Here is a 22,803-nt window from a genome sequence, read left to right on the forward strand (position 1 = left end):
TAAGGTTTAACCTCTAATTTAGCTCTGTGTCGAGCCATCTCAGATTTTTTTTCGCTACCCGGGAAAGTCTTCATCTGGGACTGATTTTTACCTGCAACAGCCTGCTATTTGGTAATTGGATTACCAGAATTCCTGACATGAAGGATACCATTGGTCTTACTGATGGTGAGCTTGGGCTTGCGTTGTTGGGCGCACCCATTGGGGCAATGTGCATTATGCCCATATCCGGATGGGTGATTGCCAGATTTGACCTGGGCAGAACCTTAGTGATCAGTGGCTTGGCACACGTGATTTCTTTGCCACTACTGGCCCTTTCGGATTCGTTTTGGGGGCTGGCCATTGCACTGTTCTTTTTTGGATTCAGCAATGCCATTATGGATATTTCCATGAATGCAACGGCAGCTGTGATCGAGCGGAAGCACAAACGAGCCATTATGTCTACCTGTCATGGAATGTGGAGCCTGGGTGGAATGGCCGGAGCTGCTGTGGGTAGCATTGTTGCAGGGCTTGGTACAAGCACTCTGCCGCATCTCGGGCTTGTGGGAGGTATTGTTTTCGTTATGATCCTGCTGTTGTCAGACACCTTATACCATATGAAAGAATCCCGGAATGCAGGGGATAAGGTGTTTGCCTGGCCCAGAGGCCCACTTTTGATGCTTGCTTTCATGGCGTTTTGCATCCTACTAAGTGAAGGCGCCATAGCAGACTGGAGTGCGGTATACATGCGGGATGTGGTGCTGGCTGATGCTTACCTCGTGGGGATGGCTTATGCCGGATTCTCCATGCTGATGGCCATTGGTCGGTTAACGGGGGATTCGATCATTCCCGGGTTGGGAAAGAAGTCCGTAGTGTTTTATGGTTCACTTCTGTCGGTGATTGGCCTTTGTGTTGCGATTTTTTTTGAATCGCAGGATCTGGTGATTGTCGGGTTTTCCATTACGGGCCTTGGGTACTCCTGCATAGTGCCGGTCCTCTTCATTTCAGGCGCCAATCAACCAGGGTATACGGCTGGTACCGGTATTGCAGCGGTGACCACCCTGGGTTATGCCGGGTTCCTGGTAGGCCCCCCGCTGATAGGCCTTCTGGCCGAAGCGTACAGTCTTACTGTAGGGATGTCGTTCGTGCTTTTTTGTACTTTGATGGTAACGTTGCTTTCACTTACCATTAAGTTCAGATGATTTGTTTTTCTTTGCCAAAAAAATTTTCATGTCTGATCGATACGCTAAAAGGGGAGTTTCTGCCACCAAAGATGATGTACATGCGGCCATCAAAAATGTAGACAAGGGGCTTTTCCCTCAGGCTTTCTGCAAAATAGTACCGGATCTCCTCACCAAAGACGAAGACTACTGCGCCATCATGCATGCCGACGGAGCAGGTACTAAATCTTCATTGGCCTATATGTACTGGAAGGAAACTGGCGACCTTTCGGTTTGGAAGGGGATTGCTCAGGATGCTGTGATCATGAATACCGATGACCTGCTCTGCATCGGGTGTGTGGAAAATATCCTGCTTTCATCCACGATCGGGCGTAATAAAAACCTGATTCCCGGAGAGGTCATTTCAGCGATCATCAATGGTACCGAGGAGGTGCTCCAGATGCTCCGCGACCAGGGGATCGATATTATTTCTACCGGTGGAGAAACCGCAGATGTAGGAGATTTGGTGCGCACCATCATCGTGGACAGCACAGTTACGGCCCGGATGAAACGCAGTGCAGTCATCAGCAATGACGGTATCCGACCGGGTGACGTGATCGTAGGCTTGTCGTCCTATGGTCAGGCGAGCTATGAGTCTGAATACAATGGCGGGATGGGCAGTAATGGCCTGACTTCCGCCAGGCATGATGTTTTTGATAAGGTTTACAGAGATAAGTACCGTGAGGCATATGATCCCGCTGTGGATCAGGCGCTTGTATTTTCAGGAAGTAAGAAACTCACTGATTCTGTGGAGGGCAGTCCATTGAATGCCGGGAAACTGGTGCTTAGCCCTACCAGAACCTACGCCCCTATCGTGAAGAAAATATTGACCGAACTACCGGGTAAAGTACACGGCATGGTACACTGTAGCGGAGGAGCCCAGACCAAGGTGCTTCATTTTGTGAAAGGGCTGAAAATCATCAAAGACAACCTCTTTGAAATCCCGCCACTATTCAGACTGATACAGGAGGAAAGCGGCACCGACTGGAAAGAAATGTACCAGGTTTTCAACATGGGCCACAGATATGAGGTATATCTACCCCAGGAGTATGCTCAGGAAGTGATTGACATCTCTAAGTCTTTCCATGTGGACGCACAAATAGTGGGAAGAGTAGAGGCTGCTGAGCAGAAAGAAGTATTAATCCAAACCCCGGAAGGAAGTTATACATATCACTAAACTTGTCATCGATGTTACCCCTTTCGACCCTTGAAAATGATGTAATCCGATTGAGCCCGCTTGAAAGTGGAGACTGGAAGAAATTAACCCATCTGGTTTCTGACTCTTCACTTTGGACCTATTTTCCGTATGATCTGGCTGAGGAATCTGTCTTTGAAAGCTGGATGGAAAGCAGGATTACCCTTATGAATGAGGGCAAGTGGCTACCGCATGTGGTCTATCACAAGCCAAGCGGAAAATATGCAGGACTGACTTGTTATCTTAGCATAGATGAACCCAACAAGGTCATCGAAGTGGGAGGTACCTGGTATGGATCGGAATTTCATGCTACTGAGGTAAACCCCAACTGCAAGCTTCTAATGATGACACATGCTTTCGAAACCTTGGGCTTTTATCGGGTGGAATACAAGACAGATGTGCTCAACGTGCGCTCCCGAAGAGCGATAGAGAAATTGGGAGCAAAGGAGGACGGAATACTCCGGAGCAACAGAATCGTGGCCAAAGGGAGAAGAAGAGATACAATTTATTACAGCATTTTGAAGGATGAGTGGCCGCAGGTTAAAGCAAATTTGGAAAAGAGAATAGCTACTTATCGATGATCGTTTCAAAGCCAATTACCAAAACGTTAACGGCACTGAGTATTTTCCTGATCCTGATTTTCGGATCATTTTTTATGCTTTTAAATAGCCTGCTGTCTGGAGACTCCTATTTTATTTTCAAGCTGATTCTCGCCCCATTGACCTTGGTCATAGGTTTACTGGTGCTGGGAAAGTTACTCGCGGCGATAAAAATTGTGAAGATTGGAGACAATCGGATCGTAGTTTTTTATCCAATTACCCGAATGAAAGTGGACATCAAGGTGCCGGACATTTTGGGTTGGCGCGAGGAGGTGATTAAGACCAAAAACGGGGAATTCAGAGAAGTAAAAATCCTGTATACAAAAAAGAAGATCCTGAAGCTTTCCAATAGGGAGAATACAGAATATGATGCAGTAGTGAAGTACCTGAAGAAAAAGGTGAAGAAGTGAGGTTACTTGAGGGGGACTATGATTCTCCTCAACCATAACTCAAGGGCTTCCTCTGAGGTATTTCCATTTGCCAGGTTCAAAATTTCCATGACTACATCTGCCTCGGAGACTTCCACATAATGTTGATTTAAAATCAGGAAGGTCACACCTACCACAAAGCCTGTTCTTTTGTTTCCGTCCAGAAATGGATGATTACGAACAATACCATACATGTAGCTGGCGGCACATTGAGTGATGCTTCCATTTTCATATGCAAACACATTTTTCGGACGCGCCAAAGCAGATTCCAACAGGGCATTATCTCTGATGCCTGGAAGACCCCCATGTCTTGAAATTTGCTCATTGTGGATGGCGTGAACCACAGGCTCACTTACCCATCTAAATTCACTTGGCGAGCTCATTTAATGAGTTTCTGAAGTCGTCCATTACTTTCCTTGCCGCGTTCATTTGATCTTCAAACTCAGGATCGTAGGCAGTTATTTCTACTCCATGCGCCGTTTCAATAAAGGAAACCGTGTCGCCTTTTTTCACATGTAGCTTGGCCTGGATAGACTTTGGGAGAACTATTCCAACGGATGAGCCGACGGTAGTTACTTTAGATTTTTCCATATGTTTATAATATAGATTATAATACGAAGATAAGAAAGGTGAGGTTCTTTTAAAATGTGATTTAATAAAAAGCGTCCTCTATGTGTTCCACTTTGCTTCCAGTGATCGAAATGATATCAAAGCGGATATCCTTTTGCCAGTTGATGGCAAAAATGTAATCCTCTGCGGCCTGAATGATGAGTCGCTCTTGCTTGCGACTCACAAAGGTTTCCGGATCCCCATAGGTATCCCCTTTCCTGAGCTTTACCTCAACGAAAACAAGCACCTCATTATTCAGGAGGGTGATCAGGTCAATTTCTCCTTTGCGGAAGCGGTAGTTCCTTTCCACGATTTCAAATCCCTTCTTGCGGAGGTAAGAAACCGCCAAATCTTCCCCATATTTGCCCTTATTTTTAGTATCCATCAAAAGCTACAACATTGGAATTATATCCGCTGAAATTCAAGACCATATTTAAAGATAAGATCTGGGGAGGACAAAAGATCAAAACAATACTGGGTAAAGACTTCTCTCCGCTACCCAACTGCGGGGAGACCTGGGAGCTCTCAGGTGTACAGGGAAATATCTCAGAGGTGGCCAACGGGGCACTCACAGGCCAGTTACTCACGGAGGTGATAGCTGCGGCAGGTGATGCGTTGCTCGGTAGGCGCATACGCAGGGAGTATGGAGAAGAATTCCCCTTATTGATCAAGTTTATAGATGCCAATGATGACTTGTCCATACAGGTGCATCCGGACAATGAGTTGGCTCAAAAGCGTCATAACTCCAAAGGAAAAACGGAGATGTGGTACATCATGCAGGCTGACCCGGGAGCTACCCTGATTAGCGGATTTAGTCAGGACCTGGACCGTGCATCTTATCAGAAGGCATTTGATGAAGGCAGACTCAACGAAATTTTGAACCGTGAAGAGGCACAAGCCGGAGATGTGTTTTTTTTACCCGCGGGCAGGGTGCATACCATCGGTAAGGGACTGTTGCTGGCGGAGATTCAGCAGACTTCTGATGTGACGTATCGCATTTATGATTTTGACCGCCGGGATGCCGAGGGCAATTTGCGCGAGTTGCACATAGAGGAGTCACTGGATGCCATTGACTACAAAAAGTACGACCAGTACAAAACGCCGTATAAGGATCAGGCGGACACTCGCGTAGACATAGTGTCTTGCGAGTATTTTACTACTAACAAGTTGACCCTGACAGGTGATTTTGAGCTGGATCATTCTGGCCTGGATTGTTTCAAAATCTACATATGTCTTGAAGGAAACGCAAAGCTGATCTATCCTGGAGGAGTTGAGAACTTGCAGATGGGGGAAGTGATACTGGTGCCTGCTGCTTTGGAAAAATATAAGTTTGAAACTTCTGGGGGCGTTACCATGTTGGAGTCATATATCCGCAAATAGTTGGCTATTCAAAACAAAAAAACCAAGTTTATTCACCTGGGGCTCATGGACTATCAAGAGGCCTGGGACTACCAGGAGGCTGTTTTTAAGAGATCAGTAGATCAGAAAATCGCCAACCGACAACTCCCGGAATCGGAGCAGAGATCGGTGGATAATTACCTTATTTTTTGTCAGCATCCGCATGTATTTACCCTCGGTAAAAGTGGCAAACCGGAGCATTTGTTACTGGATGAACACGGTTTGGACGAGAAAGAAGCCTCCTATTACAAGATTAACCGGGGTGGGGATATTACCTATCACGGCCCGGGTCAGATTGTGGGTTACCCCATATTGGATTTAGATAACTTTTTTACCGACATTCATAAATATCTGCGATACCTGGAGGAGGCCATCATTCTCACCCTGAAGGATTATGGAGTGGTGGGAGGAAGAATCCCCGGACTCACCGGTGTGTGGATAGATCATGAAGACGAAGCAAACACCCGAAAAATTTGTGCTCTTGGTGTAAAGTCCAGCCGTTGGGTGACTATGCACGGATTTGCCTTCAATGTGCATGCGGACTTGAACTATTTTGGCTACATCGTGCCGTGTGGTATTGACGATAAGGCGGTAACCTCCCTTGACAAAGAGCTTGGCTACAAACCTGAGATGGCCGAAGTGGAGCACAGACTCAAGGGACATTTGGTTGATTTATTTGAAATGGAACTGGAAGAATGAAAAAAGACATCCAATTTCCACAGATTGAAAAGGTATTCGTTTCTGTGGTCAGAGAAAAAGATGCAGAGCAATGGCGAGTGTATCTGCTCAACAGAAGCGATAAACACCTGGATACCGTGATGGTGACCAGCAAGGGCTATGGCATCAAAGGGGGCGAGGAGCAAAAAACCTCTGTTCTTCGCCACATGATTCCCAGGATAGAGTCTGGCGAATATGCCCTGATAGAGCCTATAGATGAGCAGGTCTTTCACCTGAACAACGAGTATTGGGTGAGTTTTTTTATCGATGGCCAGCTCTATGATAAGAAGTACATCTTTGTGCCCGAAACCATCATCAAAGAGAACCTCAGCTATATAGACGAACTACAGACAGAGGGCGTGTTGCATCAGTAAGCGCCGATATTTGGATTCATAGCTCCGTATTTTGTAATTTAAGTTCACCAATTTGTCGTTCTATGGATCAGCGCCTGAAGAATCTGTTGATACTCGATATCGAAACAGTAGCCAACTCAAAAGAATATCACAAGCTTAATACGGATCTCCAGAGGCTCTGGGAGAAAAAAGCTAACTTTCTCAGGAATGAGGAAGAGCTTACCGCCGAAGAACTTTATGAAAAACGGGCGGGAATTTATGCCGAGTTTGGTAAAGTGATCACTGTGGCATTTGGTATTTTCCATGAAGACCAGGGTGAGCTGAATATCAGGATTAAGTCCATATCTGGTCACGACGAGCGGCAGCTTCTTACGGAAGTAAAAAACTTTTTGGAAACAAAATTTGACCCAGAGTACTTACGTCTATGTGCACATAATGGAAAGGAGTTCGATTTTCCGTATCTTAGCCGCCGCATGCTGATCAATGGGATCAAGCTGCCCTACGTACTGGACAATGCCGGTAAGAAGCCATGGGAGGTCAATTTTTTGGACACCCTGGAAATGTGGAAGTTTGGTGATCGGAAAAATTTCACCTCTCTGGATCTGCTCACCACCATTTTTGACATCCCCTCAAGTAAAACAGACATAGACGGATCCATGGTGAATGAAGTATATTACACTAAAGAAAAAGGCCTGGAACGAATAGAAAAATACTGCCAGGGAGATGTGATAGCTACCGCACAATTATTTTTAAAAATGCATGCACTTCCCATAGTGGATCCCAAAAACATTACAATAGTTACATAAGCTCTATATGAGTAAGAAAAGAAAGAACAAAACAGAAAAACCCCAGCAGAAATCATCTAATGTAAAGCGCATAAAAGACCAGGTAAGAGGTGTATTTGCTCATCACATAGGTGAGCGTTTCAGCTACAGACAGCTAATCAAAGAGCTGGGTCTGCGTGATAAGAAGTCCAAAGAATCACTCAAAGACATCCTTTTCGGGATGGAATCCAAAGGCCAACTGGCCAAAGCACCCGACGGGCGCTTCATCAGTGCGTATGAGCCCGAAACCATAGAAGGTCGCGTGGATCATGTGAATGCCCGCTTTGCCTATATCATTAGTGACCAGTCAGAGGATGACATTTGGGTCAAAACCGACGATCTCAAGTTTGCCATTGACAAGGACATTGTAAAAGTCCAGATAACCAAACCCGGTAATGATGGATTCAGGCCAGAGGGTAAGGTGGTAGAGCTCGTTTCACGGGCCAAAGAAGAATTTGTGGGACGTATTGAGCTATCACCAAAGTTTGCCTTTGTGGTGCCAGATAGTAGAAACATCCATTTTGACGTGTTTGTGTACCCTGAGAAAATCATGAAGGCCAAACACAACGATAAGGTGATGGTGAAAATCACCCGATGGCATGACGCCAAAAATCGGAGCCCGATGGGTGAGGTGACGGCCGTATTGGGTGCTGCCGGTGAAAATGAAGCCGAAATTCACTCCATCATGGCGGAGTTTGGGTTGCCATTCAAATTTCCCGAGAGCATAGAAGATGCAGCAGCTAAAATCCCTACGGAGATTTCTGCTGAAGATCTCAAGGATCGCCGCGACTTTAGAAACATCACCACCTTTACTGTGGACCCGGAGGATGCCAAAGATTTTGATGATGCATTGTCGATTGAAAAACTGGACAATGGTGACTATGAGATAGGCATTCACATTGCCGATGTGTCTCACTATGTCACACCCAAATCGGCATTGGAGAAAGAAGCAGTACAGCGGGCTACGTCGGTCTATTTGGTGGACCGAACCATCCCTATGCTTCCAGAAAAGCTTTCCAATGGACTCTGTTCACTCCGACCTAATGAGGATAAGCTGACATTTTCAGCCTCATTCGTGATGGATACAGAGGGTAAAGTGAAGAAAAAATGGTTTGGACGTACCATTATCCATTCCAACAGAAGGTTTACCTATGAGGATGCCCAGATAGGGATAGAGACCGGAGAAGGAGACTATGCCACCGAGCTGCAACTGCTCAACAGCATTGCTCACAAACTAAGAGACAAGCGATTCAAGAATGGTGCTGTCAACTTCGAAACCACAGAGGTAAAATTCCAGCTGGACGAAAAAGGAAAGCCCCTGGCAGTAGTGCCAAAAGTGCGTAAGGATGCGCACAAAATGATCGAGGAATTCATGCTCCTGGCCAACAGAGAGGTGGCTACCTATATCTATAAGTGGGGCAAAGGGGAAAATGGGAAGTACACCTTTGTGTATAGAACCCACGACAACCCGGACCCGGAAAAGCTTGAAAACTTTTCCAAGTTTGCGGCCAAGTTTGGTCACAAAATGAATGTATCCGGAGACATCTCCCAAAGCCTTAATAAGCTCATGGATGAGATCACTGGCAAACCGGAGCAGAATGTGCTGGAGCAGTTGGCCATACGCTCCATGGCCAAAGCCAAGTATACCACAGAGCCTAAAGGTCATTTCGGCCTGGCCTTTGATCATTATACACACTTTACTTCTCCCATCCGCCGGTATCCTGATGTGATGGTGCACCGCTTGTTGTGGCACTATCTGCAAGGAGGAAAATCCGTGGAGGTAGAACCTGAAGAGAAAAAATGTGTTCACTCTTCCGAACGCGAGAAGAATGCTGCGGATGCTGAACGCGCCTCTATCAAATACAAGCAGGTGGAATTTATGCAGAGCATGCTGGGCGAGGATTTTGAAGGCATTGTTTCCGGAGTAACCGAATGGGGAATCTTCGTGGAAATAGTAGAGACCAAGTGCGAGGGCATGGTGAGGTTGGCCGATCTGGATGATGATTTCTATGAATTTGACGAGAAAAATTACCGCATCATTGGTAAGCGAAACAAACGGATCATCACACTCGGTGATAAGTTGATGGTGAAGGTCGTGAAAACTGATATCGATCGAAGGACCATCGATCTGGACCTGGTTCAGGAGGACTGATCCAGGCGCATTGCGCTGGTCAAACAGAGGAACACTCAGAGAACCGAAGCTTGCCATGCCTGACTTTGGTCAACAATCGTCTGTTTGTGGGAGTTTTGCTTTTATTTGCTACAGAAATATCACCTCATGAAATCAATCCCTGAACTTCAGGAACTTCTAGACAAAGGCATTGCCGGGTTAGACTTTGGCCATGAGCCAAGAAACCTTTACGAACCCATTTCATACATCATGTCTCTGGGGGGGAAGCGTATGCGTCCGCTTTTGACTTTGCTGGGTTACCAGCTGGGGAAAGGGGACTGTGAGCGAATCGTCAGACCAGCATTGGCTGTAGAGGTTTTTCACAACTTCACACTGATGCATGATGACATCATGGATGAAGCTCCCCTTCGGAGGGGTGAACCCACGGTGCACGAAAAATGGAACAATACAGTGGCGATCCTCAGCGGTGACACCATGCTGGTGAAAGCCTATGACTTGCTGCTGGAGCTGGATCCGGCGCTTTTGCCGGAGGCCTTGCGCTTGTTCAATCAATGCGCTGTGGAGGTGTGTGAGGGGCAGCAGATAGATATGAACTTTGAGTCTGAGGAGCGTGTGAGTGTGGAAGAATACATTGGCATGATCCGATTGAAAACGGCCGTGTTACTGGGTTTTAGTCTGGAGTACGGCGCCCTTATGGCTGGTATGCCCGTGGAGGTACGCAAGCAACTATATGATGTGGGCGTGAAGATGGGTATAGGCTTTCAGCTGATGGACGATCTGCTGGATGTATATGCCGACCAGGCCAAATTTGGCAAGCAGGTGGGGGGAGACATTATTTCTAATAAGAAAACGTTTCTTCTGATCAAGGCTCAGGAATTGGCGGTGGGTGATCAGAAAGCGCGGCTAAGCAACTGGCTGTCCATGAGGGAGTTTGATCCCGCAGAGAAGGTGACTGCTGTGACCAAAATCTATGATGAGTTGGGGATAAAGGCATTGACCACTCAGCTTATGAATCAGTATTTTGATGAATCTTTCACATTATTGGATAGTTTAGCCGCTGATGCCGAGGGAAAATCGCTTTTGCGAGGCTTTGCCGGGCAGCTGATGAAAAGAGAAAAATAAATGATTTCACTTACTACCCTTATTATCATAGTGACGGTGCTGGTTAGTCTGGCAGCTTTCAACAAAGCAGAGGTATTCCAAAAGTCGCTCATGAACCCTTATTTAGTGTTTCATAAAAAGGAATACTGGAGACTGATCGCTTCCGGCTTTATCCATGGAAGCTACATTCACCTCGGATTCAACATGTTCACTTTTTATTTTTTTGGAAGAGTTGTAGAGCAGGTTTTTGGCCAGGTGCTCGGAGGTAGCAGTACCATTGTTTTTGTGCTGTTTTATCTCTCCGCTATAGTGGTTTCCGACCTACCCGTGGCTTTCAAAAGAAAGAACGACATTCATTACAACAGCCTGGGAGCTTCCGGGGCAGTTTCGGCCATGGTTTTTGCCAGTATTCTTTACTATCCGCTGAATGACATCTGCCTTTATGGTATTTTTTGCCTTCCCGGATTTATTCTGGGGATTATATATGTCGTTTATTCTTACTACCAGGGGCGCAATATGAGTGATAATATCAACCACGAGGCGCACCTGTATGGAGCCATTTATGGAGCTATTTTTGGGATTGTGGTAAACCCTCACTCCGCCATAAGCTTCATAGATCAGATTAAAACCTATCGTATTTTTTAGCCCTGTTGACAAACCCCCGGTTGGCGCGGGCGTTATTCTTTTCCCAAAAATGAAAGCCGATGAATCAATCTTTTACCTTCGAATACCAAAGACTTACCTACGATGAGCTCACCCCGGCTGATCAGCAGTTGATAGATGCCGCTATGCAGGCCCTGGACGGGGCACACGCTCCTTACTCCCACTTTCAGGTGGGTAGTGCGGTATTGATGGCTGATGGTAGCGTGGTGACGGGTAATAACCAGGAGAATGCGGCCTATCCCTCCGGTCTGTGTGCCGAGCGAGTAGCCCTTTTTGCAGCCAAGTCACAGTCGAAGCAACCCATACAGGCGATTACAGTGGTGGCCAGAAATGCTCAAGGAGAAATGGCGGATGCCTTTTCATGTGGCAACTGTCGTCAGGTGATGCTGGAGTATGCAGGTCAGCAGCAGGAAGGTCTGAGAGTGATCATGGGAGACCGAACGGGTCATTTTATTGTTTTGGCTGATACAAGACAACTTTTACCCTTTTCTTTCGGGTCAGAAACGCTGGGTTAATTCCCGATGACCGAGACTTTTTGGTTACTCTTCCAAAACACTCTCTTTTCTTTGTCGTTTCTATTTAATTTGCGTCAAATTTTTCAATTGTATGGAAACTGTAAAGCGAGAATCACTGAATTTCATTGAGCAACTGATCGAGAATGATCTGAATAGCGGCAAGCACCAGGCGATTCAAACACGTTTCCCTCCGGAGCCCAATGGTTATTTGCATATTGGTCATGCCAAATCCATTTGTCTCAACTTTGGTCTGGCGGAAAAATTCAACGGAAAATGCAATCTGCGTTTTGATGACACCAATCCTGAAAAGGAAGATGTGGAGTATGTGGATTCTATCAAGAAAGACATCAAATGGCTGGGCTTTGAGTGGGATGGGGAGCATTATGCTTCGGACTACTTTGGCACCCTCTATGGCTTTGCTCAGGCGCTGATCAAAAAAGGAAGTGCCTATGTGGATGACCTGAGTCAGGAGGCCTTCAACGAAATAAAAGGAACACCGACAGTTCCCGGAAAGCATAGCCCATTTCGCGAACGAAGCGTGGAAGAAAACCTTCTCTTGTTTGAAGAGATGAAGGATGGAAAGTATAAAAATGGTGAGAAAGTCCTTCGTGCCAAAATTGACATGTCTTCTCCCAATATGCACATGCGTGATCCTATTTTATACAGGATCAGGCACACGGAGCATCATCGCACTGGCAATGAGTGGTGCATTTATCCTACTTATGACTTTGCCCATGGCCAGTCAGATAGTATTGAGCATGTGACACACTCACTTTGTACGCTGGAGTTTGAGGTGCACAGGCCACTGTATGAGTGGCTGATTAAGGAATTGGAAATTTTTCCATCTAAGCAGACGGAGTTTGCCAGGCTCAATCTGAGCTATACAGTAGTGAGTAAGAGAAAATTGCTGGAGTTGGTGGAAGGAAAATATGTGGCCGGCTGGGATGACCCCCGAATGCCTACAATATCAGGTATCAGAAGAAGAGGCTTTACACCTGAGGCTGTGAAGACTTTCATCAAAAAAGTGGGTGTGGCCCGCAGGGATGGTATTACCGATGTGGCGTTGCTAGAGCATGCCGTACGTGAGGACCTCAACAGAAGATGTAATCGGGTTTTTGGGATTCTTGATCCAGTGAAGTTGGTGATTACCAACTGGCCAGAGGATAAGGAAGAGGTGATGACCGCTGTGAATAATCCGGAGGATGAGGCTGCAGGAACCCGCGAAATGCTTTTCACAAGAGAACTGTACATAGACCGTGCAGACTTCATGGAAGACCCGCCAAGCCCGAAGAAATGGTACCGCCTGGGCCCGGACCGTGAGGTACGGCTTAAGTATGGCTACATCATCAAATGTACGGGTTTTGACAAAGGGGCCGATGGTGAGATCGCCACTATCTATGCCGAATATGACCCTGAAACCAGAAGTGGCCAGGACACCAGCGGAAAGAAAGTAAAGGGAACATTGGGATGGGTGTCTGTGAAGCATGCGGTGCATGCAGAGATCAGGCTTTATGACCGACTCTTTCATACAGAGAACCTAAATGATATCGAAGATGATTTTAAAAACCACCTAAATCCCAATTCACTGGAGATCAATGACAAGGTGGTTTTGGAAGGTTCTTTGAAGAACGCCAAGGTGGATGATCTGGTGCAGTTTGAGCGTGTTGGGTATTTCAGGGTGGATGAGGATAGCACAGCAGATAAGCTCGTTTTCAACCGTACCATTACACTGAGAGATAACTGGTAAGGGGATGGGTGGCGCCCTATGACCAATCAAAAATTACGGGCTGTCCATTTCTGAAGAACAACTGTCCATTTTTGATCACATCATCAATGGTATTAAACAAAAAAAAATCCTGCTCCGATACCTCGGGCAGGATTTTTTGATTGTATGAAGAGAGTATTATTTCTTCAGTTTAAGGGTCATAGAGATAGCGAATACGTCATCCTCGCCATCCTCGTCCATGTCCTCTTCGTACTCTTCAGCATAGAAAAGCTCCATTTTGCTGGATGTTAGAGACTTCACAGTGATCACGTCGGTTTCTGTTCCACTAGTCAAAGACAACTTTTTGTTGTCAGCGCTAAGGCTCCAGGTTCCGCTTTCGTTACCTTCTGAAGAGGTCACGGTAAACTTGGAATCTTTGGTAAAAGTCCACTTCATTCCATCAAATTCATTCATTTCTTCGATGAACTCCTCTTCGAATGCTTCAGCTTCGGCTTGAGTAAGGTCGAAAGCTTCAATAATGTAATCGATAAAGTCCACCTCGTTAATGGTGATTGAAATGTCTACAGACTCATAAGCCCACACTCCTACCAGCGGAGATTCAGGTTCATTGTCATCATCATCATCCTTACAGGACGTAAACACGAGCGATCCACTGACCATCAGCAGAAGTGCTCCCAGGTTAAACCATTTTTTCATTTGTTCTATTAATTTGAGTTTTTGACCTTCAGGTGAAGGCCGCATTGGTCTGGCAAACCAAATGCCAGAATCAGTACAAAAGACCCGGTTCAGAACAAATAGAGGGCGAAAAATATCTGAGTGGCATTAGGTTTACACGATCGGCAATTCCTCAAAAATTGCGGTAATACACCCGCATCTTGTTGATCACCTGGTCGTAGATGGGGGCAGTGAATTCTTCAAACATCCATTGTGGGTTAGGAATTGGGAGCTCTATCTTATTGACCAATGCCTTGTCTTCATCAGTGAGGGCTCGTTCGTCACCATTGAAGCTAGCCCATCGCACAGCCCATGTGTATTCACTTGGAAACTTCTCCTGGCTGATGACTTTATTGAGGTCATTGTCAAGTATTTTAAAGTCCAGCAAGCCTGTTCCAGTGATGGCTTTCTCATGCACGGTCACGGTCGCTTTCACGGTGCCATAGACTGGAGCCCTGCCCTCATCGCTCAGCAGTACACTATCTCGGCTCACCTCACGGGTGACTTTGTTGCTAAATACATTTCCCAGAGCAAACTGATCAAACTCCATGCGAATGATGTGGTCTACAAACTCCAGCTGCTGAGCCTGGGCCTCATCGGGGGTATAAAACCTGACGTATTCGCTGATTACATGATTGTGCAGGTACTCGTTGATTTTGTTCACAAAAAACTCATGCCGAATGGTGAACATCCGGGCAGGAGTAGGGATCGGCTCTACCACCACCTTGAGGGTGGCGTGGTACAGGGCTTCCTGCAGCTTATCCTCTACATCTTTATACCTCGGCACAAAATACTGCACGCTCGAGAAGTGCTGGTGGGCCTCAATGGCCTTCTGACGGTTTTGCTTTTGGTTCAGGGCAGCCATACCCAACTGATAGCGTGCTTCTGCAGCGTTTCTTTTGGCAGTGGCTAGCTCTGTATCATATTTCACGGGGTTTGGTACCACCTCCCTACAGCCCGGGCACCGCAGGATTTCATCGTAGAGATAATTGATGCTTTGGTAATTGCTCACTACTGGCTCCCATTTAAGCTGATCCATGGAGAGCTTTGCGCGCTCTACATTGCTGAGGTGAGACTCTACCGCATATTTATAGGCTTTGGCCAATGTAGACGCAGCTTTCTTGTGGTCATCATTTCCGCGCAGGCGGTGTATCGCCTGTGCCACAGCTTTGTCATAGTCACCCTTTTGAAGTGCTTTTTTGCCACTTGAGCAGGCGCTGATCAAGAGAATAAAAAGAGAAATGATGAGGAGATTGTAGAAAGTTTTCATGTACTGCTGATTTGGGACTAAAGATAGGGATACCAGAAATAATGCCAACCAAAGATGATGAGACTTATTAAAGTCCTGTTTAATGTGGTAAAAATTTAATATTTTGAAGAATAATTAACCTAAAGCCGTACTAAAATGCCATTATTAGCTAAAGATTTCGTCCCCGAAAAGAGCAAAGGGGGCATGTTCAAGTCAGGTCGTATTCAGAGTTTTCAGGAAGTACTGGAGGCTGCCAACATCTGGATCAAGGAGAATCCGGCCATTGATGTACTGAACGTGGAAACAGTGGTCCTCCCCAATATCCATGAAAGCGATGAGGAGGGAAGTATGGATACGGAGCTTTGGACCGGCGGAGAATCCAGCTCGCACTGGTATCAGCTGCTTAGGGTTTGGTACCGACAGGATTAAGATCCCAATCTGATTTAGCCTTCATTTCTGAGTACTTCCAGAGGGCTTTGACTGATCACATCTCTACTATTGAGAAGGCCGATAATTACCGTAAGAAATGTAATGGTGAGCCCCACATAGATCATTTGTGAGAAGTCGGGAATGAAGGTGAATTCAAATACAAATTTGCCTAGCAGAGTGGTGGTAAGGATGGCAATCAGAATGCCGGAGAGTGCTCCAAGTCCGCCCAGGAAGAAGTACTCTGCAAAGATGATCTTCCAGAGCTTGCGACTGGAGGCGCCAATGGTTCTCAGAAGTACGTTTTCGCGCATGCGCTGAAAGCGGCTGAGCACTATGGAGCTGATGAGCATAATAATGCCTGTGCCAATACTAAAGAAAGCCATAAACCGAATTACAAAAGCGATTTTCCCCAAAATTTCCTCCAGCGTTTTGAGAATCAGTTCCAGATCGATGATGGAAATATTGGGGTAACTCCTCACCACAGCCTGCTGGTATCGCGCGGAGAGCTGATTGTTATCTATCCGGGTGATGAGCACATGAAACTGCGGAGCCTTCTCCAGGACCCCCGCCGGGAAAAGTACCAGAAAATTGGTTTGCACGCGTCGCCAGTCTACCTCCCGAAAGCTACCTACATAGGTTTTAAGCAAGGCACCCTGTACGTTGAAAATCATCTCATCCCCAATTTTTAATTCCAGGTTCTCTGCATAGCCGCTCGATACCGACACAAAAATGCTGTCTGAGGGGTTGGTTACTTTTCCTATCCATTTGCCTTCTTTCAGGGTTTCTGATTCGATCAGGCTGTCCCGATAAGTCACTCTGTACTCCCTGTTGTAGGCCCAGTCAGGGGTGGTGATGGTGGTGTCTCGCTCAGCTTCATTTTTCGAGATTCCATTGAGCTCTACCAGGCGCATGGTTACAATGGGGACTTCCTGCATCACAGGCAGGTCATAGTCTAGCGTAAGCTGGCGCACTTCTTCCTTTTGTGGTGTCTGGATATCAAAAAGGATCGTATTTGGCCGGTCTTCTGCCCCGGCAATAGAGACCCTGTCAACCAGCAAACTTTGCATGAAGAGAAGAGTGGCAATGAATGCAGTACCCAGCCCCAAGGTGGTAATGAGCAATGAAGTCTGATTATGTGGGCGATAGAGGTTAGAAAGCCCCTGCCGCCAGACATAGGGAATACTATTGGGTAGCAATTTTTTGATCCCAAAAGCCAGTCCCTTTCCGATGAGTCCCAGGATGATGATGGTAAGGAGTAAACCAAAAGTAAAAATAGCAGCATCCTGCAGGGATCCTATTTGTAGGTAGATCAGCGCCATCAGAAACACCAGAATGCTGAAGCCAACAGTGATTTGCAGCCAGTCCAACTGAAACTTGGTGGGTTCAGAGTCTGACCGGATGGCTTGCAGTGGACTAACCTTGCGCAGGGAGACCAGCGAGATCAAGGCAAAAAGAATAGAGACCACCACACCAATTCCCACGCCGCTCAGCACGGAGAGCCAGGAAAGCTGTGGGGTGAGTTCCACAGGTATAAAATCTTTGACCAGTACGGGCAGGTACAAGTGCATGCCCACGCCTAAAAGCGCCCCAATGATGGAGCCGATCAGCCCGAAGAAGCCCACCTGAATCAGAAAAATAGAAATGGCCTGACTCGATTTCATTCCCAGGCACCGGAGGGTAGCTACAATGCCGGTTTTTTCTTTGGTATACACGTAAATGGAGCTCGCCACGCCTATGCAGCCAAGTAGCAGGGCCGTGAAGGCCACCAACTCCAGAAAATTGGAGAGGTCCTTAAACGCACGACCAGTTTCTTCCTTTCGCTCTTCTATGTCATCTACCCGAAAGCCCTTTTTATCGACCAGGGTCACCAGCTGTGACCACTTACCGGTGGTATCCACCTGAGGGTGAAACTGGAAGTACTGCAGGTAGTTGACCCGGCTGCCTTTTTGAAGCAGGTCTGTTTGATCCAGGTGGTTATAAGGGACGTATACTACTGGAGCTGCTGTGGCCCCAATTTCTGTTTGGCCGGGAATTTTCTGTAGCCGGCCGATGATTTCAAACTGCTGCTGACCGACCTTCACAAAGTCCCCAATTTCCACATTGTATTGGATCATGAGCTTTTCATCTACCAGCGCATACTCCCCCTGCTGAAATTTTCTGGAGGCAGCCGCCGGGATGGTTTCTATTTCTCCATAGTATGGGTATTTTCCTGCCAAAGCCCGCACTTGTGCAAGCCTGGTGCCATCGGTACTGGGAAAGTACACCATGGAGGCGAAGTATACCTCACGGGACATTTCAGGGGCCAGCTCATAGAGCGCCAGCATGAGGCTGTCAGGCAGAGGCTCGCTGCCTTTGATCTCTATATCTGCACCAATCAGCGTTTTCGCCTGATTATTGATTTCTTGCAGCAGGTTTTCTCTGAATGAAGTAATACCCACGAGCGCCGCTATACCCAGAGAAATGGCCAGAACGAAAAGCAAAAGTTTGCCCTTACTCTTGCGACTGTCACGCCAGGCCATTTTCAGTGGCCAGATCATGGAATATTTTGTTCCGCTAACTCTTATTTTATGATCCATGAATGTCTATTGGTGAAGTCATTTGAATGTTATTCATCATCAGATCAACTTTCCGCCTTTGAGTTTGATAATGCTGTCTGTCTTTTGGGCCAGGTCCGGATCGTGGGTGACGATGACCAGCGTAGTACCCTGCTCACGGTTAAGTTCGAAAAGTAGGGATTCTATCGAGTGGCTCGTTTCTTCGTCCAGATTTCCGGTGGGCTCATCGGCAAACAATATTTTCGGCCTGTTGGAAAAGGCCCGGGCAATGGCTACACGCTGCTGCTCCCCACCTGATAGCTGGCTTGGATAGTGATCGAGCCGATCACTGAGGCCCACCCTGTTTAAAAGTTCTTTGGAGGCACTGGTTATGTTTTTTTCGCCCCTCAGCTCCAGTGGTACCATTACATTTTCCAGAGCCGTGAGGGTGGGTATCAGCTGGAAGTTTTGGAAAATAAAACCAACCTGTTGATTTCTAAGCTGAGCCAGTTCGTCTTCAGAAAGCTGATTCAGCAATACCTGATTGATCAGTATTCGACCTTCGGTAGCGCGATCTAAGCCCGCACAAAGACCAAGAAGGGTTGTTTTTCCACTGCCGGAAGGCCCGACGATTGACATGCTTTGGCCTTCTGCTATCGTGAAGTTGATGTTATCCAGAACTTTAATTTGGCGGTGGCCACTTTGAAAGGTTTTGGTGAGCGATTCTACCTGAAGTATTGTTGACATTTATGCAGTTTAATTCATAAAAACGAATTGGCTTCCATCATGTTTATTAAATTCGGAGCTTGCTGTGGGGATATTAAATATTTTCGGCAGATCAGACCAGAGGTTTTGTAGGCATGAAAGGAAAAATATTATGTACGCTGAGTATAATTGGTTGGCTGATGAGCGGATGCGGTAGTCAGAATAAACCCGCTACCAATGAGGGGGCTTCTGCAGTAGGAAATCAATCTGCTGATGCCAAAGTGGATCAAAAAGAAGTTCCGGTTATTTTATTTTTTGGTAACAGTATTACTGCAGGGTATCAACTGGATGTGGAGGATGCCTTTCCGGCACTCATTCAGGATCGGCTGGATTCATTAGGATATCAGTTTAAGGTGATCAACGCCGGACTTAGTGGCGAAACGACATCCGGAGGGCTCAATAGGATCGATTGGGTGCTGCAAACCATTCCGGATGTATTTGTGCTGGAACTTGGTGCAAATGATGGTCTGCGAGGACTCGATCTGGAGGAGACCAAAAAGAATCTACTACTGATTATAGACAAGGTAAAACAGGCCAATCCGGAGGTGAAAATCCTTCTGGCGGGCATGCGCGTGCCTCCTAACCTGGGAAAGGACTATACCACCAGGTTTAGTGGAATATTTCCTGCGGTAGCCTCAGAAACGGGAGCTTCTTTACTTCCCTTTATTTTGGACGGGGTGGCTGGCAATCCGGAGCTTAATTTGCCGGATGGGATTCACCCCACCGAGGAAGGGCATAAGATATTGGCGGAAAACGTCTGGCGGGTGCTCAGGCCAATCCTTGAAGAATTTCAGACCTTATGAGTGTATTAGAACGTTTTTTTCAGGATGCAGCCAATTTTATCTGGGGTACGCCCCTGTTGATTTTATTATTGGGTGGCGGGGTGTTTTTTATGTTCTACTCCCGCTTCTTACCGTTCAGGTATTTCGGACATGCCATCAATGTACTCAGGGGCAAATATGACGACCCGTCGGATCCCGGAGATATCAATCACTTTCAGGCCCTGTCGGGAGCTCTCGCTGCTACCATCGGCATGGGCAATATCTCAGGAGTGGCAGTGGCCATTGCCATGGGTGGTCCCGGGGCCATCTTTTGGATGTGGGTAAGCGCTTTCTTCGGAATGGCCACCAAGTTTTTCACCTGCACCCTGTCAGTGATGTACCGGGGCAAAGATTCTGCGGGAAATCTTCAGGGTGGACCGATGTATTATATCCGCGAAGGATTGGGCAAAAAGTGGATGCCTCTGGCAAGTTTTTTTGCCGTGGTTGGCTTTTTTGGAGCCACACCCATCTTTCAGGCCAACCAGATTGTGCAGGCTACCAAGGACATCTTATTTGTGCCGAATGGGATTGCACTGGACAACATTTATCTGGACCTGGGTTTGGGTGTGTTTATTGCCATTTTGGTGGGGCTGGTGATTTTTGGTGGGATTACCAGGATTGGCAGTGTAGCCGGCAAACTGGTGCCTTCTATGGTTCTTTTGTACGTGGCCAGCGTGATCATCATCCTGATCGTCAATTATGGAGAAGTGTGGAGTTCATTGGGGTTGATCTTTACCGATGCTTTTACCGCCAACTCCGTATTGGGAGGAGCTGTGGGAGCGCTCATTATCACCGGAGCTCGTCGTGCGGCTTTTTCCAACGAGGCGGGTATCGGTACTGCTCCCATGATGCATGGGGCGGCCAAAACCAAAGAACCCGTACGGGAGGGCCTTGTGGCCATGCTTGGGCCAGCTATTGATACCCTGGTGATATGTACCATGACGGGGCTATGCATACTGGTGACCGGCGCCTGGAAGTCTGGAGACCTCAACGGGATATCACTCACTGCCAAAGCCTTTGGGGACAGCCTGCCAGGAGTGGGCCCCTATATTCTGGCACTGTGTGTCCTGATTTTTGCTTTTACCACGCTCTTTGGCTTTGCGTACTATGGGCAAAAATGTTTGTCATTTCTGATTGGAGCGCGATATGCTTCCCTGTTTAATTACTGGTATGTTTTTTTGATTTTGGTGGGGTCTGTGGCTACCCTTCAGGGGGTTGTGGCTTTTATCGATGTGGCCTATGGGTTGATGGCATTCCCGACTATGATAGGAGCTATTGTGTTAGCACCAAAAGCACTGAAAGCGGCTAAGGTTTATTTTTCAGGTGTGAAGACTTCTGAATAGCTAATGAGAGATTACTTCATCAAAAAACCGCCAATTGACATGTATGAGCATCCGGGTCATCGTGGATTATTCACTGCTCGACGAATAAGGGAGCTAAGTTTGTTTCTCTGCCTGATCTTTACTTTATATTTGCCACCCTATATGGAAATGCTATGAGAATTATCATTGCTGGTGCCGGGGATTTGGGGTTTCACCTTGCCAGACTTCTGGCGTATGAGGAACAAGACATCATACTCATAGATCAGGATAACGCTGTTCTGGAGCATGCCTCCAATCATCTGGATGTGCACACGATTCGAGGCAGCAGTACATCAATAAGTATACTGGAAGAGGCCAATGTGTCCAAGGCTGACCTGTTGATCGCGGTGACTTCCATAGAAGAGACCAACCTGACCACAGCCATTATTGGTAAGGCTCTTGGAGCCAAGCGTACTGTGGCGCGCATCTCCAATATCGAGTTTTTGCATCAGCGTGAAAAGCTGGACCTAAAGACCATTGGAATCGACGAAATTATCTCCCCCGAATCGCTGGCAGCCAAGGAGATTAAAAGGTTGCTTAAGCAATCGGCCCTTACCGACACCTTCGAGTTTGAGAAGGGAATGCTCTCCCTCATCGGAATCACAGTAGATGAGAAGTCCGAACTCCTGGACAAGACCCTTACCGAAACAGCCTACCTCAATCCTGATCATAATTTCACTACGGTGGCAATTTTGAGAGAAAATCAGACCATCATACCGCACGGCGAAAATAAATTTCAGATCAATGATCACGCTTATTTCATTACCGAGCCCAGTGGTACAGACCGGGTGATGGCGCTGGCCGGAAAAGAGCAGATCGAGATCAAAAACATTATGATTTTGGGAGGCAGTAAAGTAGGAATCAATACCGCCAAACAACTCAGTAAAAAATACAACATCAAGCTGATAGAGCAGGATAAGGAAAAGTGCTTCAACCTGGCTGATGAGCTGCCCGATACCATGATCATCAATGGCGATGGTCGGGATATTGATTTGCTTAAGGAAGAAGGGATTGACCGGATGGATGCCGTGATAGCGGTGACTGGAAACTCCGAAACCAACATCATCTCCTGCCTGGTGGCAAAAAACAATGGGGTAGCCAAGACCATTGCAGCAGTGGAAAACATGGACTATATCCATCTCTCTCAAAATATTGGCGTGGACACCCTGATCAACAAGAAACTCATTGCTGCGAATTTCATTTTCAGGTATATCAGAAAGGGCCAGGTGATCAACCTGACGAGTATTCACGGGGTGGATGCCGAAATTCTGGAGTTTGAAGTACAGCCAAATTCCAAAATACTGGAACATGAGCTTCGAAACATTGACTTTCCGAAAACGGCCATTATTGGTGGCGTAATCAGAAAAGGAATAGGACATACGGTTCGCGGAAGTTTTCACTTTCAGCCTAAAGATCGGGTGGTGGTATTGTCCAGGTCCGAGTGTATTCATACTGTAGAGGGATTCTTCAAATAG

General features: G+C 46.8%; 24 protein-coding genes. 17 read left to right on the top strand and 7 right to left on the bottom strand.

Annotated features, from left to right (window positions below; translation table 11 throughout):
- The first annotated feature begins 26 nt into the window (after positions 1-26).
- The 4 genes from GV030_RS21285 to GV030_RS21300 are packed head-to-tail and all read left to right on the top strand — an operon-like array spanning position 27 to position 3,400.
- Positions 27-1,178 carry an MFS transporter gene (locus GV030_RS21285; RefSeq protein ID WP_159585495.1) on the top strand — a complete coding sequence of 384 codons (1,152 nt, stop codon included), beginning with the start codon at positions 27-29 and terminating at the stop codon, positions 1,176-1,178.
- Positions 1,179-1,206: 28 nt separating this feature from the next.
- Entirely contained in the window at positions 1,207-2,373 is a 1,167-nt protein-coding gene (locus GV030_RS21290; protein WP_159585497.1) for an AIR synthase related protein, read from the top strand.
- 11 nt (positions 2,374-2,384) lie between these two features.
- A complete protein-coding gene (locus GV030_RS21295) occupies positions 2,385-2,972 on the top strand; it encodes a GNAT family N-acetyltransferase (RefSeq protein WP_159585499.1) in 588 nt (195 codons plus the stop codon).
- Positions 2,969-3,400, top strand: coding sequence for a hypothetical protein (locus GV030_RS21300; RefSeq protein WP_159585501.1), 432 nt, complete (start codon positions 2,969-2,971; stop codon positions 3,398-3,400). The genes GV030_RS21295 and GV030_RS21300 overlap by 4 nt, the downstream gene beginning before the upstream one ends.
- Positions 3,401-3,402: 2 nt before the next feature.
- On the opposite strand, the gene GV030_RS21305 is transcribed toward GV030_RS21300, so the two are convergent.
- The 3 genes from GV030_RS21305 to GV030_RS21315 form a co-directional block, all read right to left on the bottom strand.
- Complete coding sequence (locus GV030_RS21305; RefSeq protein WP_159585503.1) at positions 3,403-3,801, bottom strand: type II toxin-antitoxin system death-on-curing family toxin; 399 nt, start codon at positions 3,799-3,801, stop codon at positions 3,403-3,405.
- Positions 3,785-4,009, bottom strand: coding sequence for an AbrB/MazE/SpoVT family DNA-binding domain-containing protein (locus GV030_RS21310; protein WP_159585505.1), 225 nt, complete (start codon positions 4,007-4,009; stop codon positions 3,785-3,787). The genes GV030_RS21305 and GV030_RS21310 overlap by 17 nt, the downstream gene beginning before the upstream one ends.
- A gap of 61 nt (positions 4,010-4,070) precedes the next feature.
- Positions 4,071-4,412, bottom strand: a complete 342-nt coding sequence (locus tag GV030_RS21315; RefSeq protein WP_159585507.1) for a YraN family protein — start codon at positions 4,410-4,412, stop codon at positions 4,071-4,073.
- Positions 4,413-4,426: 14 nt separating this feature from the next.
- Between GV030_RS21315 and GV030_RS21320 the strand changes: the two genes are divergently transcribed.
- The 9 genes from GV030_RS21320 (at position 4,427) to GV030_RS21360 (ending at position 13,476) form a co-directional block, all read left to right on the top strand.
- On the top strand, positions 4,427-5,407 hold the full coding sequence (locus GV030_RS21320) for a type I phosphomannose isomerase catalytic subunit (protein WP_159585509.1): 981 nt from the start codon (positions 4,427-4,429) through the stop codon (positions 5,405-5,407).
- Positions 5,408-6,124, top strand: coding sequence for a lipoyl(octanoyl) transferase LipB (gene lipB, locus GV030_RS21325; protein WP_159585511.1), 717 nt, complete (start codon positions 5,408-5,410; stop codon positions 6,122-6,124). It begins immediately after the preceding gene.
- Positions 6,121-6,516 (top strand): hypothetical protein, encoded by a 396-nt coding sequence (locus GV030_RS21330; protein WP_159585513.1) that lies wholly within the window; start codon positions 6,121-6,123, stop codon positions 6,514-6,516. The genes lipB and GV030_RS21330 overlap by 4 nt, the downstream gene beginning before the upstream one ends.
- 62 nt (positions 6,517-6,578) lie before the next feature.
- Positions 6,579-7,301 carry a 3'-5' exonuclease gene (locus tag GV030_RS21335; RefSeq protein WP_159585515.1) on the top strand — a complete coding sequence of 241 codons (723 nt, stop codon included), beginning with the start codon at positions 6,579-6,581 and terminating at the stop codon, positions 7,299-7,301.
- A gap of 7 nt (positions 7,302-7,308) precedes the next feature.
- Complete coding sequence (rnr, locus tag GV030_RS21340) at positions 7,309-9,471, top strand: ribonuclease R (RefSeq protein WP_159585517.1); 2,163 nt, start codon at positions 7,309-7,311, stop codon at positions 9,469-9,471.
- Positions 9,472-9,597: 126 nt separating this feature from the next.
- Positions 9,598-10,572 carry a polyprenyl synthetase family protein gene (locus tag GV030_RS21345; protein WP_159585519.1) on the top strand — a complete coding sequence of 325 codons (975 nt, stop codon included), beginning with the start codon at positions 9,598-9,600 and terminating at the stop codon, positions 10,570-10,572.
- On the top strand, positions 10,573-11,196 hold the full coding sequence (locus GV030_RS21350) for a rhomboid family intramembrane serine protease (RefSeq protein WP_159585521.1): 624 nt from the start codon (positions 10,573-10,575) through the stop codon (positions 11,194-11,196).
- Positions 11,197-11,255: 59 nt separating this feature from the next.
- Positions 11,256-11,729 carry a cytidine deaminase gene (locus GV030_RS21355; RefSeq protein ID WP_159585523.1) on the top strand — a complete coding sequence of 158 codons (474 nt, stop codon included), beginning with the start codon at positions 11,256-11,258 and terminating at the stop codon, positions 11,727-11,729.
- A 91-nt stretch (positions 11,730-11,820) separates the two neighbouring features.
- Entirely contained in the window at positions 11,821-13,476 is a 1,656-nt protein-coding gene (locus GV030_RS21360) for a glutamine--tRNA ligase/YqeY domain fusion protein (protein ID WP_159585525.1), read from the top strand.
- A 156-nt stretch (positions 13,477-13,632) separates the two neighbouring features.
- Here the strand turns inward: GV030_RS21360 and GV030_RS21365 are convergent, their stop codons facing one another.
- Both GV030_RS21365 and GV030_RS21370 read right to left on the bottom strand, forming a co-directional pair.
- On the bottom strand, positions 13,633-14,151 hold the full coding sequence (locus GV030_RS21365; protein WP_159585527.1) for a lipocalin-like domain-containing protein: 519 nt from the start codon (positions 14,149-14,151) through the stop codon (positions 13,633-13,635).
- A 151-nt stretch (positions 14,152-14,302) separates the two neighbouring features.
- Positions 14,303-15,439, bottom strand: coding sequence for a hypothetical protein (locus GV030_RS21370; RefSeq protein WP_159585529.1), 1,137 nt, complete (start codon positions 15,437-15,439; stop codon positions 14,303-14,305).
- 135 nt (positions 15,440-15,574) lie between these two features.
- Between GV030_RS21370 and GV030_RS21375 the strand changes: the two genes are divergently transcribed.
- The gene (locus GV030_RS21375) at positions 15,575-15,847 is read left to right on the top strand and encodes a hypothetical protein (protein ID WP_159585531.1); all 273 of its coding nucleotides are present in this window, start codon (positions 15,575-15,577) and stop codon (positions 15,845-15,847) included.
- A 14-nt stretch (positions 15,848-15,861) separates the two neighbouring features.
- Here GV030_RS21375 and GV030_RS21380 read toward each other — a convergent pair whose 3' ends face one another.
- Positions 15,862-18,423, bottom strand: coding sequence for an ABC transporter permease (locus GV030_RS21380; protein WP_255465631.1), 2,562 nt, complete (start codon positions 18,421-18,423; stop codon positions 15,862-15,864).
- Between the two features lie 39 nt (positions 18,424-18,462).
- Entirely contained in the window at positions 18,463-19,128 is a 666-nt protein-coding gene (locus tag GV030_RS21385; protein ID WP_159585533.1) for an ABC transporter ATP-binding protein, read from the bottom strand.
- Between the two features lie 113 nt (positions 19,129-19,241).
- Between GV030_RS21385 and GV030_RS21390 the strand changes: the two genes are divergently transcribed.
- The 3 genes from GV030_RS21390 (at position 19,242) to trkA (ending at position 22,803) form a co-directional block, all read left to right on the top strand.
- The gene (locus tag GV030_RS21390; protein ID WP_255465632.1) at positions 19,242-19,949 is read left to right on the top strand and encodes an arylesterase; all 708 of its coding nucleotides are present in this window, start codon (positions 19,242-19,244) and stop codon (positions 19,947-19,949) included.
- Positions 19,946-21,310 (top strand): sodium:alanine symporter family protein, encoded by a 1,365-nt coding sequence (locus GV030_RS21395; RefSeq protein WP_159585535.1) that lies wholly within the window; start codon positions 19,946-19,948, stop codon positions 21,308-21,310. The genes GV030_RS21390 and GV030_RS21395 overlap by 4 nt, the downstream gene beginning before the upstream one ends.
- Positions 21,311-21,462: 152 nt before the next feature.
- On the top strand, positions 21,463-22,803 hold the full coding sequence (trkA, locus tag GV030_RS21400) for a Trk system potassium transporter TrkA (protein WP_159585537.1): 1,341 nt from the start codon (positions 21,463-21,465) through the stop codon (positions 22,801-22,803).

The organism is Marinoscillum sp. 108 (assembly GCF_902506655.1).
Taxonomy (GTDB): Bacteria; Bacteroidota; Bacteroidia; order Cytophagales; family Cyclobacteriaceae; genus Marinoscillum; species Marinoscillum luteum.

What these genes read in the sequence shown, in the direction of transcription:
- GV030_RS21290 (WP_159585497.1), top strand. Translation starts at nt 1,207, where the DNA reads ATGTCTGATCGATACGCTAAAAGGGGAGTTTCTGCCACCAAAGATGAT.
- GV030_RS21295 (WP_159585499.1), top strand. Translation starts at nt 2,385, where the DNA reads ATGTTACCCCTTTCGACCCTTGAAAATGATGTAATCCGATTGAGCCCG.
- GV030_RS21300 (WP_159585501.1), top strand. Translation starts at nt 2,969, where the DNA reads ATGATCGTTTCAAAGCCAATTACCAAAACGTTAACGGCACTGAGTATT.
- GV030_RS21305 (WP_159585503.1), bottom strand. Translation starts at nt 3,801, where the DNA reads ATGAGCTCGCCAAGTGAATTTAGATGGGTAAGTGAGCCTGTGGTTCAC.
- GV030_RS21310 (WP_159585505.1), bottom strand. Translation starts at nt 4,009, where the DNA reads ATGGAAAAATCTAAAGTAACTACCGTCGGCTCATCCGTTGGAATAGTT.
- GV030_RS21315 (WP_159585507.1), bottom strand. Translation starts at nt 4,412, where the DNA reads ATGGATACTAAAAATAAGGGCAAATATGGGGAAGATTTGGCGGTTTCT.
- GV030_RS21330 (WP_159585513.1), top strand. Translation starts at nt 6,121, where the DNA reads ATGAAAAAAGACATCCAATTTCCACAGATTGAAAAGGTATTCGTTTCT.
- GV030_RS21335 (WP_159585515.1), top strand. Translation starts at nt 6,579, where the DNA reads ATGGATCAGCGCCTGAAGAATCTGTTGATACTCGATATCGAAACAGTA.
- rnr (WP_159585517.1), top strand. Translation starts at nt 7,309, where the DNA reads ATGAGTAAGAAAAGAAAGAACAAAACAGAAAAACCCCAGCAGAAATCA.
- GV030_RS21345 (WP_159585519.1), top strand. Translation starts at nt 9,598, where the DNA reads ATGAAATCAATCCCTGAACTTCAGGAACTTCTAGACAAAGGCATTGCC.
- GV030_RS21350 (WP_159585521.1), top strand. Translation starts at nt 10,573, where the DNA reads ATGATTTCACTTACTACCCTTATTATCATAGTGACGGTGCTGGTTAGT.
- GV030_RS21355 (WP_159585523.1), top strand. Translation starts at nt 11,256, where the DNA reads ATGAATCAATCTTTTACCTTCGAATACCAAAGACTTACCTACGATGAG.
- GV030_RS21360 (WP_159585525.1), top strand. Translation starts at nt 11,821, where the DNA reads ATGGAAACTGTAAAGCGAGAATCACTGAATTTCATTGAGCAACTGATC.
- GV030_RS21365 (WP_159585527.1), bottom strand. Translation starts at nt 14,151, where the DNA reads ATGAAAAAATGGTTTAACCTGGGAGCACTTCTGCTGATGGTCAGTGGA.
- GV030_RS21370 (WP_159585529.1), bottom strand. Translation starts at nt 15,439, where the DNA reads ATGAAAACTTTCTACAATCTCCTCATCATTTCTCTTTTTATTCTCTTG.
- GV030_RS21375 (WP_159585531.1), top strand. Translation starts at nt 15,575, where the DNA reads ATGCCATTATTAGCTAAAGATTTCGTCCCCGAAAAGAGCAAAGGGGGC.
- GV030_RS21380 (WP_255465631.1), bottom strand. Translation starts at nt 18,423, where the DNA reads ATGGATCATAAAATAAGAGTTAGCGGAACAAAATATTCCATGATCTGG.
- GV030_RS21385 (WP_159585533.1), bottom strand. Translation starts at nt 19,128, where the DNA reads ATGTCAACAATACTTCAGGTAGAATCGCTCACCAAAACCTTTCAAAGT.
- GV030_RS21390 (WP_255465632.1), top strand. Translation starts at nt 19,242, where the DNA reads ATGAAAGGAAAAATATTATGTACGCTGAGTATAATTGGTTGGCTGATG.
- GV030_RS21395 (WP_159585535.1), top strand. Translation starts at nt 19,946, where the DNA reads ATGAGTGTATTAGAACGTTTTTTTCAGGATGCAGCCAATTTTATCTGG.
- trkA (WP_159585537.1), top strand. Translation starts at nt 21,463, where the DNA reads ATGAGAATTATCATTGCTGGTGCCGGGGATTTGGGGTTTCACCTTGCC.